Origin of the sequence: Mucilaginibacter sp. CAU 1740 (genome assembly GCF_039839285.1) — a bacterium.
Lineage (GTDB): Bacteria > Bacteroidota > Bacteroidia > Sphingobacteriales > Sphingobacteriaceae > Mucilaginibacter.
The window spans coordinates 1-12,278 of sequence record NZ_JBDOQS010000004.1 but is presented as its reverse complement, the minus strand read 5'-3'; the positions used below and the strand labels follow the sequence as shown (position 1 = coordinate 12,278).

General features: G+C 42.7%; 9 protein-coding genes and 1 tRNA gene. 6 read left to right on the top strand and 4 right to left on the bottom strand.

The features are described from left to right. Positions 1-13 precede the first annotated feature (13 nt). Positions 14-1,585 carry a hypothetical protein gene (locus tag AAFN85_RS10325; RefSeq protein ID WP_347527135.1) on the top strand — a complete coding sequence of 524 codons (1,572 nt, stop codon included), beginning with the start codon at positions 14-16 and terminating at the stop codon, positions 1,583-1,585. Positions 1,586-1,900: 315 nt separating this feature from the next. Here the strand turns inward: AAFN85_RS10325 and obgE are convergent, their stop codons facing one another. From obgE to AAFN85_RS10305, 4 genes are all read right to left on the bottom strand, one after another. Next, entirely contained in the window at positions 1,901-2,908 is a 1,008-nt protein-coding gene (gene obgE, locus AAFN85_RS10320; protein WP_347527134.1) for a GTPase ObgE, read from the bottom strand. Positions 2,909-3,014: 106 nt separating this feature from the next. Then, on the bottom strand, positions 3,015-3,593 hold the full coding sequence (locus AAFN85_RS10315) for an adenylate kinase (RefSeq protein ID WP_347527132.1): 579 nt from the start codon (positions 3,591-3,593) through the stop codon (positions 3,015-3,017). Between the two features lie 103 nt (positions 3,594-3,696). Next, positions 3,697-3,770, bottom strand: a tRNA-Arg gene (locus AAFN85_RS10310). A 61-nt stretch (positions 3,771-3,831) separates the two neighbouring features. Then, a complete protein-coding gene (locus AAFN85_RS10305) occupies positions 3,832-4,293 on the bottom strand; it encodes a peroxiredoxin (protein WP_347527130.1) in 462 nt (153 codons plus the stop codon). A gap of 305 nt (positions 4,294-4,598) precedes the next feature. Between AAFN85_RS10305 and AAFN85_RS10300 the strand changes: the two genes are divergently transcribed. The 5 genes from AAFN85_RS10300 (at position 4,599) to atpC (ending at position 12,082) form a co-directional block, all read left to right on the top strand. Next, the gene (locus tag AAFN85_RS10300; protein ID WP_347527129.1) at positions 4,599-7,004 is read left to right on the top strand and encodes an ABC transporter permease; all 2,406 of its coding nucleotides are present in this window, start codon (positions 4,599-4,601) and stop codon (positions 7,002-7,004) included. 198 nt (positions 7,005-7,202) lie between these two features. Beyond that, positions 7,203-8,768, top strand: a complete 1,566-nt coding sequence (locus tag AAFN85_RS10295; RefSeq protein ID WP_347527128.1) for a TlpA disulfide reductase family protein — start codon at positions 7,203-7,205, stop codon at positions 8,766-8,768. 314 nt (positions 8,769-9,082) lie between these two features. Beyond that, on the top strand, positions 9,083-10,069 hold the full coding sequence (locus AAFN85_RS10290) for an NAD(P)H-quinone oxidoreductase (RefSeq protein WP_347527127.1): 987 nt from the start codon (positions 9,083-9,085) through the stop codon (positions 10,067-10,069). 174 nt (positions 10,070-10,243) lie between these two features. Beyond that, positions 10,244-11,749 carry a F0F1 ATP synthase subunit beta gene (gene atpD, locus AAFN85_RS10285; protein WP_347527126.1) on the top strand — a complete coding sequence of 502 codons (1,506 nt, stop codon included), beginning with the start codon at positions 10,244-10,246 and terminating at the stop codon, positions 11,747-11,749. Positions 11,750-11,830: 81 nt separating this feature from the next. Continuing rightward, positions 11,831-12,082, top strand: coding sequence for an ATP synthase F1 subunit epsilon (gene atpC, locus AAFN85_RS10280; RefSeq protein WP_119410847.1), 252 nt, complete (start codon positions 11,831-11,833; stop codon positions 12,080-12,082). The last annotated feature ends 196 nt before the right edge of the window (positions 12,083-12,278 follow it).

Here is a 12,278-nt window from a genome sequence, read left to right as displayed (position 1 = left end):
TTAAAAACATAATATGCTGAAACAAAAGCTGCAAACCCATCAAATAATTTTACTGGTTATAAGTGGTATAGTTTTGATAATGGGTATCATGCTGTTCATAGCCCCGGCAGCCCTCTATCCCGATCCCAGCTACGGCTTCCAGGTAATGCGTTCGATGGAGTTGGGCCATGGCTTTAACATTAACTTTAAACCGGATCAGGGAGATATCAACAAAAATATTTCTGATTTTTTGGCGTGGTGGTCGCCGGGGCAATACCTGGTGCCTTACTTTTTTAAATCTGTATTAGGCATCAATACCGGGCAAGCCGCGGCAATTGTTACTACACTTTTTTCTCTTTCGGGGATAGCGGGCTTTTTCTTTTTCTTCAAAAAAGCGGGATTTACACCAATTATATCAGCGCTGAGTGTGCTTTTCATTGTAATTCAGCAAGGGTTCTTCACGCCTTATATATTTTATAACGGCGGTGAGTTACTGCTGTTCGGCTACATGGGCTGGTTCCTGTACGGCTGCCTTACGTTTAAACAACCCGATTGGAAGCTGGTGCTTTTTCTATTTGTAGCAGGTATTTTAGGTTTTATCTGCAAATCATCATTTTTATGGATGTTTGTAGCTGCCTGCACACTTATCTGGATCAGGCTTTCGTACGGTACAGCTGGAATCATCAACTGGATAAAAAACGCGATCTGGATAGGTATTCCATCAATCCTGTCGCTGTTTGTGATCTTTCATTTTTATCTTTCTAAAGGGGGCAACCCTTCATCGGCTGGCGAGGGGATTAAATTGCTTTGGGAAACTTTTGCTTTCCCATTGGCATCGCCCATCCTTACGGCATTCTCAATAGATGACCTATCAAGCGGATTGTTGTTTCATGATGATGCGCCTATGTTCAATTACTTTTGGTCGGTTATTATTGTGGTGGCCTGCGCGGTGCTCAGCATTTTATTGGTGCGCCTTATTATAAAGCGGGTTCCCAACAAAAGCTATGTGCTTTTGCTGGTGATATTTTACGCGGTAGCGGTGCTGTTTTTTGGGCAGTCGTTTTTAAGGCAGGTGAGCATCTCGTACGAGGCGCGGCATTTCAGGATGATAGGCCTGATCATAGCTCCGGGTATCATTTACCTGGTGAGTAGTTTAAAAGCGGGTTTTAGGTATCCGTTTTACTTTGTTTGTTTTGTGATAGCTTACTCCAGCTATAAATTTTTTGTGCCGAGTTATTTTCAAAACAAAAATGTTAGCGCGCATGGGTATTCGGGTTTAGCGCAGCTGTTTATCGATCAGCCATCGTTAAATTACATCCGCAACCTCGACAGGCAAAATAACAATGCTACTTTCGTGTTTACCAGCCCAGATCTTTGTTTGGAGATTGAGCATAACAGAACCATTACCGTTGATGCCATAAGCGACGAAGTATCTATTAATTATGATGATTACGTTTATAAAGGTCATGCCGGGCCATTATACATCGTTTTACCATCTAATTATATCGGCCCCAAATCAACCATTATGCGGAAGTGCTTTCCGGGTTATAAGGGTTTTAAGATGACGATGCTGAGCAATGATTATATTTTGTGGGAGGCGAAGTAAGGAAAGGATATCCTGATATTATTGTCGTATAGCCATTGTTGGTGTTGTCACCAACAATGTTTAGGACCTCAATGTCTAAACCATCGAAAGCCCCCGTTAGTATGGCGTAAAGTTGTTGGTGACAACACCAACAACGGCGAGAGTAGGGGGGAGTAATAGACAGAGATAATTAACCTAAAACGTCATTGCGAGGCACGAAGCAATCCCCTATTTGCAGGTCCGCCCTGTATAGTTTGGGATTGCTTCGTGCCTCGCAATGACGTTTCTTTTTATGCTATTCGTTGCTTTTTAAACTCGTTGCTTTTTAAGCGAATCTTAAATCACACTCGCGTTGATCTCTTTCCAAAGCAGATCTTTTAGCTGATCGATATTTTTCTGGGCTACTGATGATATAAATACAGAAGGGATTCCCTCAGGGAGTTCCTTTTTCATTTCAGCCTGTAGCTCTTCATCCAGCATATCGGTTTTGGTAACAGCCAGTACACGGGGTTTGTGCATTAGTTCCGGGTTATATTCTTCCAGCTCGTTGAGCAGGATGCTGTATTCTTCTTTAATACTGCGTGAAGTATCGGCAGGTACCATAAACAACAATACCGAGTTACGCTCGATATGCCTTAAAAAGCGCAAACCTAAACCTTTACCTTGCGATGCTCCTTCAATAATCCCCGGAATATCGGCCATTACAAATGAGCGGCCACCGCGGTATGATACAATGCCCAGGTTAGGCACCAACGTGGTAAAAGCATAATCCGCAATTTCCGGCTTAGCGGCAGATACTACTGAAAGCAGGGTTGATTTGCCAGCGTTAGGGAAACCTACCAAACCAACATCGGCCAGTACTTTTAGTTCGAGGATATTCCAGTCTTCACGACCATCTTCGCCGGGTTGGGCAAAGCGAGGGGTTTGCAGGGTTGAGGTTTTAAAGTGCCAGTTGCCTAAACCACCGCGGCCGCCGGGTGTAAGTATCTTGGTTTCGCCGTCCTGGGTGATCTCAAAAAGTACTTCGCCGGTTTCGGCATTTTTTACTGTTGTACCAAGTGGCACTTCCAAAATCTCGTCGCGGCCAGTTTTGCCAGAACGTAATGAGCTACCGCCCGAATCGCCGTCGCCGGCAATAACGTGTTTGCGGTATTTAAGGTGGAGCATGGTCCAGAGTTGGGCGTTACCTTTTACAATAACATGACCTCCCCTGCCGCCGTCGCCACCATCGGGACCTCCTTTAGATGTTAATATATCACGATGTAAATGGGCAGAACCCGCACCTCCGTGGCCCGAGCGGCAACAGATTTTCACATAATCAACAAAATTGGAACCCTGCGACATAATATTATTGTACTAAAACTAAAAATCAGTAAAGTCCGCAAAATTAAGAATTTTAACGCTCTTAACTTGCGGACTTTACTGACTCTCGGTTGTGATTAACTTCGAATTATTTTTTGTAAGATTCGATCACTTCAACAATGGCGGCAAAGATCTCATCAACCGAGCCTACACCATTAATGCTTGTGAACTTATCCTGATTTTTATAAAAACCTGCTACCGGGGCAGTTTTATCATTATATTCCTGAATGCGTTTGCGGATCACCTCGGGGTTGGCATCATCTGGCCTGCCAGATTCTTTACCACGCTCCAATAAACGGCGCTCCAATTCATCATCACCAACTTCAAGGGCTATCATGCCCGAAATTGCCGATTGTTTTGATACTAACAACTGATCTAAAGCTTCGGCCTGCGCAACTGTACGCGGGAAACCATCAAAAATGAAGCCTTTGGCTTCTTTGTTAGCATCAAGCTTATTGCTGATCATACCAATTACAACGGCATCCGGAACAAGTTTTCCATCGTCCATTAGTTTTTTGGCTTCCAAACCCAATTCTGTACCCTGTGCAATTTCGCCGCGAAGTAAATCCCCGGTTGAAAGGTGGATTAAATCGTATTTTTCAATAAGTTTTTTAGACTGAGTACCTTTCCCGGCTCCGGGAGGACCAAACAAAACCAGATTTAGCATGCTTTTTACAAATTAAAAGCCTTTCGGTAATACAACAGAAAGGCTTATACAGTTAGTTTTGTGCACCCTGGGTAGATAAGTCCCGGTAAATGTAGTGCATTTGTGCACTCGAAGGGAGTCGAACCCCTAACCTTCTGATCCGTAGTCAGACGCTCTATCCAATTGAGCTACGAGTGCCTATTCCGAAATGGAATGCAAAGATAGGATTTAAATAAAAGGTTGCAAATTTTTATTCAAATTATTTTACAATTTCTGCAATGGCTCCGAAGTTTGGCAACTGCCCGGCATCCTCAAGTACCTCAGCATAAATTACTTGTTGCTCTTCATCAATAACAAATGCGGCACGCTTAGCAACACCTTTTAAGCCCATTACAAACTGCTCATAGATGGCACCGTAGGCTGTTGACACCTCTTTGTTGAAATCAGACAGTAGATCGAACTGGTAATTATTCTCGGCTTTGAACTTAGCTAGGGTAAAAGGTGAATCGACAGAAATACCCAAAATAGTCGCGTTTAAACCATCGTAGTAGCCAAAGCTATCGCGCATGGTGCAAAGTTGCGTAGTACAAACACCGGTAAAAGCTAAAGGGAAAAAGTGGATCACCACTTTGCGGCCTTTAAAATCGGCTAATGAAACGCTTTTTAAATCGGACGAGATCAGGATAAATTGAGGGGCCGGCTGGCCAACTTGTAATGACATATGTTATGCTGTTTTATAAGCAAATGAATAAAAATAATTTGGTTAAAGCTAAAAATCTGTTTAAAAACGGCAGAATAAAACCGTTATCTCCAGCACGTCATTGCTAGGAACGAAGCAATCCCCGATATGCAGAAAGGCTATGCAAGTTGGCCCTGTAGAATTGGGGATTGCTTCGTTCCTCGCAATGACGGCTTCGATATGTTTAAATAGCTTCTAACATCCCGATACCATAACTAAATAATTAGTTAACATTCTTTAATAACTAATTATTTAGTTATAACTTTATAGCATAAACTTTTGATGCTATGATCAGGAACTATTTTAAAACCGCTTTGCACAGCCTGCTTAAAAATAAAGGCTTCACCTTCATCAACATATTGGGACTTGCCCTTGGATTAGCCATCTGCTTGCTCATCACTTTTTACGTGGTTGATGAGTTAAGTTACGACAGGTATAATATCAAACACGACGGAATTTACCGGGTAAATACCGACCTGAAATTTAGCGGCACGCTCAGCCAATATGCTATTACAGCCCTACCCGTGGCACACGTATTAAAAACCGAATGCCCGGAGGCTGAAACCGCGGTACGAATAACCCCTGCCTTGAACATCCGGTTTAAAAAGGGTGATGAAATTGTACGCGAAGATGGTGCTACCTTTTATTGCGAGCCTACTATTTTTAATGTGTTTACCCTCCCTATGCTTGCAGGTGATCCTAAAACGGCGCTGAAAGAGCCGAACTCGGTTGTGATCAGCCAATCGATGGCGCAAAAATATTTTAACCGCACCAATGTAGTTGGCGAAACACTGTTTTTAGTAACCGACAGCACATCGCACAAAATAACCGGGGTAATGGAGGATATGCCTGCTCAATCGCATTTTAGGGCAAACTTTTTACTGGCAACCGGCCACCCCATTGATGATAGCGCCCCCTGGAATAGATTAACGGCCTTTGCAACCTACGTGTTGGTTAAGCCAAACACCAACATCGGCAGGCTTGAAGCAAAGCTGAACGCAGCAATGCAAAAAGGCCTGCAAGGTTCAAGCACCATGAACTACGGTAAATTTACAGCCGGTGGTAATTATTTTAAACTCGGCCTGATGCCGATGACTGAGATCCACCTCAAATCGAACCGGGTGATGGAATTGGGCACCAATGGAAATGGGCAGTACGTTTACATTTTTTCGGCAGTGGCGGTATTCATTTTGCTGCTGGCTTGCATTAATTTTATGAACCTATCTACTGCCCGCTCAGCTAATCGGGCGCGTGAAGTTGGGGTACGCAAAGTATTAGGTTCATCGCGCAAACACCTCATTTTCCAGTTCCTGGCCGAATCATTGATCGTAACGTTTGTGGCCGCCATTATCGCGATGCTGCTTGCCTGGAGTTTATTGCCGGCGTTCAATCACCTATCCAACAAGGAACTGATCATCAACATGCAAACTGCAAGCTGGCTGCTGCCAACTTTGCTAACCATTGTTGTGGTTGTGGGGATACTGGCTGGCTCCTACCCAGCCTTCTTCCTTTCCGCTTTTCAGCCCATTAATGTTTTGAAAGGAAAGATCGCTACTGGTTTTAAAGGAGGAGTGTTCAGGAGTACGCTGGTGGTGTTTCAATTTGCCATCTCCATATTTTTAGTGATAGGTACTTTAGTTATCTACAACCAACTCAACTATATCCAAAATAAAGACCTCGGCTTTAACCGTAACCAAGTACTCATCCTCAATAACGTAAACACACTCGAACATCCTGAAATACTAAAGCAGGAAATAAAACGGTTACCTGGCGTTATGAACGCCACACTTACCAGCTTTCTGCCTACTGCCAATAATAAAGTACTGAACTATGTATCGCCCGGCGAAAACAAAGCGGGCCAATCAACCCAATTCTGGAGAGTTGACAATGACTATATCAGCACAATGGGCATGCAAATGAAGGCCGGTCGCGGGTTTTCGGAGGAGTTTAAAACGGATTCGTTGGCTATGGCGATCAACGAGACTGCGGGTAAAACATTTGGCTATGGTGATAATGCTATCGGCAAAACCATAACTACCGGAATGGGAAAAGATATTAAAAAGTACCATGTGATTGGCGTAGTGAAAGATTTTAATTTCAGTTCGCTGCGGGATAATGTAACCCCGCTGGTGATGGCTTTAGATAATGATTGGCTGGCACGGTTAAGCATCCGTGTAAATACCCGTAACCTCCCCGCTCTGATGGCTCAAATAGAGAAAACATGGAAAACGATTGCCCTTAACGAGCATTTTGAATATTCGTTTATGGATGCCGACTTTGATGCCCTGTACCGTACCGAGCAGCGCATGGGCCAGCTGTTTATTTTATTTACCGGATTGGCTATCGCCATTGCCTGCCTTGGCCTGTTTGGTCTTGCTGCTTATGCCGCTGAACAGCGGACACGGGAGATCGGCATTAGGAAAGTGCTTGGGGCAAGTGTAGCTGCTATTGTGGGGATGCTTTCTAAAGATTTTATCAGGCTGGTAGGCATCTCATTTTTAGTAGCCGCACCGTTGGCCTGGCTGGTGATGAGCAAATGGCTGCAGGGTTTTGCCTATCGGGATAACATACAATGGTGGGTTGTAATTTTGGCGGGTGCGGGCGCATTGTTTATCGCGTTTGCTACCATTGGCCTGCAATCGTTTAAAGCGGCGGGGGCTAATCCGGTGGAAAGTTTGAGGAGTGGGGATTAGACTGCGGCACAACGCTATTATAACCTAACGTTAGTTAAATACCTTCAAAAAATATATTTCAGAATATATTTTTTGAAGGTATTTTGTTTATTCCTTGATTTAAATAAATAAAATTTGATATTGAAAAACTATTAACTAAATATGTAATGCATATTGCTTACTATCTGTCTAAATCCTTATTATTAAATTCATTTGAGCATGACCCTATGCCTACCCTCTACCATCCGAAAAACCCTACTGCTTATCACGCTAATTTTTACGCTTTTTAAAAGCTATGGCCAAAACATCGTTATTAAATATGATATAACAAGAGATTCATCATTTCATGGAAAAAACAACCGCCTTAGTCGTATATTTTTCAATATCCGAAAAAATAAATGGGATGGATTTGATCCTGCCAGCATACAAAACACAGTTGTTTCCCGAACGTCTTATTTAAAAGCCCCCACCCTGGAAACTGATATTATTACTTACAATATCAAAGATCGTGGAGTTTATTTTATAGACGATATATCTGGACACCAGATTTTATTAGATCCGTCGCTGATCAAAGACACCATCAGATTACAGGCAAGCCAAATCCATTTTTATAAAACAGACCCAACCGGCGATAGAGGCACATATCTCAATGATTCTATTACAGCACAGGGGCTATTCAATATTACCTATCCCCCTAAATATAAATACATTGGTTTTTTTGATAGCTTAGCTTATTTGCATGAAGAACTCCATGGCATGCAGTTCGGCTACAGTTTTAAAGAGTTAAAACATGATCTTGATACCTATTTAAAAGGCATTGCAAAAATCTACAAGGATAGGGTAAACTTCTTAAAAACCTTTACAGCCCAATACGGCATACCTCAATCACTAAAACTATACGCACAAAAAGAAATTCAATACAGCTATTACAATAATTTGCTTGAGCCTCTTGTCCAGTGGGATACTGAACTATTTCAACGATACCCCCCTAATCTTCAGGATACAATCAACAACTTTGCAAAAGACATTAATAATACTGACCTGTTTAAAAATACATCCTTTCACCGATCAGTACTTACACAATATACCGCACTGATAAACAGCAAACAAAATAAAGGGCCTGTAAATTTTGACAAAGTTTTTTTAGACAATGTTCTGTATTATTTAAAAAAGCTACCTAATAACGAACCTAAAGCCTATGTAATATCATGGCTGATGCAGGTTTACAGTGGCAAAGCTGATGAATCAGCAGTAGAAACACTTTATGAGCAATACACACCAGACCATTCACGCCAAGCCACTAATAGCTTGATAGATTCGGTTTACCAGGCAGTGAAACATCCGGGCTTTCCGCCGCAGCAAATGCTGAACCTCAGTTTTGAAAATACCTCGCACGTAAATAAAACTTTTAAAGAACTGGCCTCAAAAAAAATCATCGTAGTTGATTGCTGGGCTACCTGGTGTATCCCATGCCTTAATCAGCTACCTTTTTTAGATCTGGTTATCAAAAAATATAGTGACAGGGTTCAATTCATCTCACTTTCTGCCGATCAGAACTTAAATAAATGGGATAGTTGGATAGCTAAAAACAGCGGCAACAGGAAGGATATATTGCAAATACATGCCCCTGGTGGTTTCCAAAACATCTTCTTTAAAAAGTTACGGATCAACAGTATCCCGCGGTACTTGCTCATATCAAGTACGGGCGAGATGTTAAACGCGGCAATGCCACTTCCAAGTGACACGCAAGAGTTTGAAAGGGAGTTGGATAAATATCTGAAGTAATCAGTAAGTTTAATTCGACGGTATCCAAAACAAAAACACTCTCGCATTGGCACGTAATCATTTTTAAAACACGAGGCACCTATGGAGCCAAATACTTTATCCATTCTTAGCTATAAACACGATACTCCTACGGAGTTGATTATACGCCAGTAAAACTCCGTAGGAGTATCGTGTCTATAGAAAACGCAACAAGGATTTTTAAGGCTCCGTTAGGTGCCTCGTATGTGCTATATTTCCAAAATCAAGTTTATACTCCAGTTATCTTGTACCAATAAAAAACATTTTCACCTTAATTTAGCTTTCAACAAACATCCATGAAAGCAATAGTAATAACCCAACCCGGCGGCCCGGAAGTTTTGCAATTGGCAGAACGGCCTACCCCGCAATGCCAACCCAACGAAGTGCTGATAAAAGTATTTGCAGCAGGCATTAACCGCCCGGATGTTTTTCAACGCAAGGGAAATTACCCTCCGCCTCCGGGCGCTCCTGCCGATATTCCGGGTTTGGAGGTAGCCGGCGTTATCACAGAAGTTGGCGAAATCGTTACCCGCTGGAAAATTGGCGACAAAGTTTGCGCCTTAGTTATCGGCGGCGGTTATGCCGAGTACTGCCCGGCGCCCGAAGGTCAATGTCTGCCCATCCCCGAAAATCTGAGTTATGTTGAAGCCGCTTCCCTCCCTGAAACTTTCTTTACCGTATGGAGTAATGTGTTTGATCGAGGCAAACTGCAGCCTGGCGAATCATTATTGGTTCACGGTGGTTCGAGCGGGATAGGCGTTACGGCCATTCAAATGGCCAAAGCCTTGGGTAGCAAAGTTTACATAACTGCAGGGAGCGACACGAAGTGCTCCTTTTGCGAGCAGCTTGGAGCAGATAAAGCTATCAACTATAAAACTGCCGATTTTGAAGAGGAAATCAAAAAGCTCACTAATGGCAAAGGCGTTAACGTAATATTAGATATGATAGGCGGCGATTACATGCCGGGCAATATTGATTCCTTAGCTGTAGAGGGTCGGTTAATAATGATCAATGCCATGAAGGGCCGCGAGGTTCAGCTTGATTTAGGTAAAGTAATGGCAAAACGGCTCATCATTACAGGATCTATGCTCAGGAGCAGGGAGATCGAGTTTAAAGCAACCATCGCTCAAAACCTCGAACAAAAGATCTGGCCTTTATTATCCAACGGAAAAATAAAACCCATCATCTATAAAACCTTCGATGCCAAAGATGCCGCAGCTACGCATCAACTCATGGAAAGCAGCGAACATACAGGTAAAATTGTGCTCACTTTTGCGCATTAAAAGCAAGTAATTAACAATGTTGAAATTATCCTTTAAAAAACTCAAAGCACTATTTAAATAATTGGATATAAATAGTAACTTTGCGCCTCTGAAATAGCATCTTATACATTCCTGTTACAATTGATGTATGTTGCTGTTCAGTAAAAGCATTTTTTAAAAAACACCAGGTTATATATGCCAAACATTGGAAAAATTTCACGGATCATTGGTCCGGTAGTTGACGTAAGTTTCGCTGATGACGCTCATCTTCCAAAAATTTATGACGCGTTAGAGATCACGAAAGACAATGGCCAAAAAGTTATTTTAGAGGTTCAGCAGCACTTAGGCGAAGACCGCGTTCGTGCCATCGCGATGGACTCGACCGACGGCTTGTTACGCGGCATGAAGGTTTTAGATACCGAAGCTGCTATCAAAATGCCAGTAGGCGATAACATTAAAGGTCGCGTATTTAACGTGGTAGGTGATGCTATCGACGGTATCCCTGATCTTGACAAAACAAACGGTCGTCCTATCCACGCTACCCCTCCAAGGTTTGAAGACCTATCTACCGAAACTGAGGTACTTTTTACAGGTATCAAAGTTATCGACCTTTTAGAGCCTTATGCTAAAGGTGGTAAAATTGGTTTGTTTGGTGGTGCCGGTGTAGGTAAAACAGTATTGATCCAGGAACTGATCAACAACATCGCGAAAGCTTATGCAGGTTTATCTGTATTTGCAGGTGTTGGCGAGCGTACACGTGAAGGTAATGACCTTTTGCGCGAGATGCTTGAATCAGGCATTATAAAATATGGCGACGCTTTCATGCACTCGATGGAAGAAGGTGGCTGGGATCTATCTAAAGTAGATACCGAAGTTATGAAAGATTCGAAAGCGACATTCGTTTTCGGTCAGATGAACGAGCCGCCGGGTGCACGTGCACGTGTGGCTCTTTCAGGTTTAACAATTGCTGAGTATTTCCGTGATGGTGATGAAGATGGTAAAGGCCGTGATATCCTTTTCTTTATCGATAACATCTTCCGCTTTACCCAGGCAGGTTCAGAAGTATCGGCGCTATTAGGTCGTATGCCATCAGCGGTAGGTTACCAGCCAACGCTTGCTACCGAGATGGGTACCATGCAAGAGCGTATCACTTCAACCAAACGCGGTTCGATCACTTCAGTACAGGCCGTTTACGTACCTGCGGATGACTTGACCGACCCTGCGCCGGCTACAACCTTCGCCCACTTAGATGCTACTACCGTACTTTCACGTAAAATTGCCGAGCTTGGTATTTACCCTGCGGTGGATCCATTGGATTCAACCTCACGTATCCTTAGCCCAGCTGTTTTAGGTGATGAGCACTACAATACCGCTCAACGCGTTAAAGAAACTTTACAACGTTACAAAGAGCTTCAGGATATCATCGCCATCTTAGGTATGGATGAGCTTTCTGAAGAGGATAAATTAGTTGTATCACGCGCCCGTCGTGTTCAGCGTTTCCTTTCTCAGCCCTTCCACGTTGCCGAGCAGTTCACCGGCTTAAAAGGTGTATTGGTTGACATTAAAGACACCATCAAAGGTTTCAACATGATCATGGATGGTGAAGTTGACGAATACCCAGAAGCAGCTTTCAACTTAGTTGGCAGCATTGAAGATGCTATTGAAAAAGGCAAAAAATTATTAGCTGAAGCTAATAATTAATAAGAAGCAAGAAAATAAGAGTCAAGAATCAAGAAAGGAAGTCTCCTGCATCTTGGTTCCTGATTCTTGAATCTAAAAAAGATGACATTAGAAATTCTTACTCCCGATAAAAAAGTTTACGAAGGCGAGGCTACCTCGGTAACAGTGCCGGGTGCTTTAGGATTATTTGAAATACTGAACAACCACGCTCCTATTATTTCAACCCTTCAGGATGGCAAACTTACCGTACGCGGTGGCGCAGCCAAAGAAGAAGTGTTTTTTATAAAAGGTGGTGTTGTTGAAGCTTTAAACAATAAAGTAACTGTTTTAGCCGAAGGTATTTTGACTAAATAAGCTTTGCTTTATTGAATGTATTGGAGCGCCCGGGTTTTTATCCGGGCGCTCTTTTTTGTGGGATAATTCTGCCGCCGTCATTGCTGTAAAGGTTAGATAATTCGGTAACAGAATTAGGGATTATTTTTGTTGTTTAGGGTAGCCATATCAATGGGCTTTTTACCATTAATCCCCTGATGTGGCCTTTCCCAGTTAT

Coding starts and splice junctions, on each gene's coding strand:
- AAFN85_RS10325 (WP_347527135.1), top strand. CDS start 14: ATGCTGAAACAAAAGCTGCAAACCCATCAAATAATTTTACTGGTTATA.
- obgE (WP_347527134.1), bottom strand. CDS start 2,908: ATGTCGCAGGGTTCCAATTTTGTTGATTATGTGAAAATCTGTTGCCGC.
- AAFN85_RS10315 (WP_347527132.1), bottom strand. CDS start 3,593: ATGCTAAATCTGGTTTTGTTTGGTCCTCCCGGAGCCGGGAAAGGTACT.
- AAFN85_RS10305 (WP_347527130.1), bottom strand. CDS start 4,293: ATGTCATTACAAGTTGGCCAGCCGGCCCCTCAATTTATCCTGATCTCG.
- AAFN85_RS10300 (WP_347527129.1), top strand. CDS start 4,599: ATGATCAGGAACTATTTTAAAACCGCTTTGCACAGCCTGCTTAAAAAT.
- AAFN85_RS10295 (WP_347527128.1), top strand. CDS start 7,203: ATGACCCTATGCCTACCCTCTACCATCCGAAAAACCCTACTGCTTATC.
- AAFN85_RS10290 (WP_347527127.1), top strand. CDS start 9,083: ATGAAAGCAATAGTAATAACCCAACCCGGCGGCCCGGAAGTTTTGCAA.
- atpD (WP_347527126.1), top strand. CDS start 10,244: ATGCCAAACATTGGAAAAATTTCACGGATCATTGGTCCGGTAGTTGAC.
- atpC (WP_119410847.1), top strand. CDS start 11,831: ATGACATTAGAAATTCTTACTCCCGATAAAAAAGTTTACGAAGGCGAG.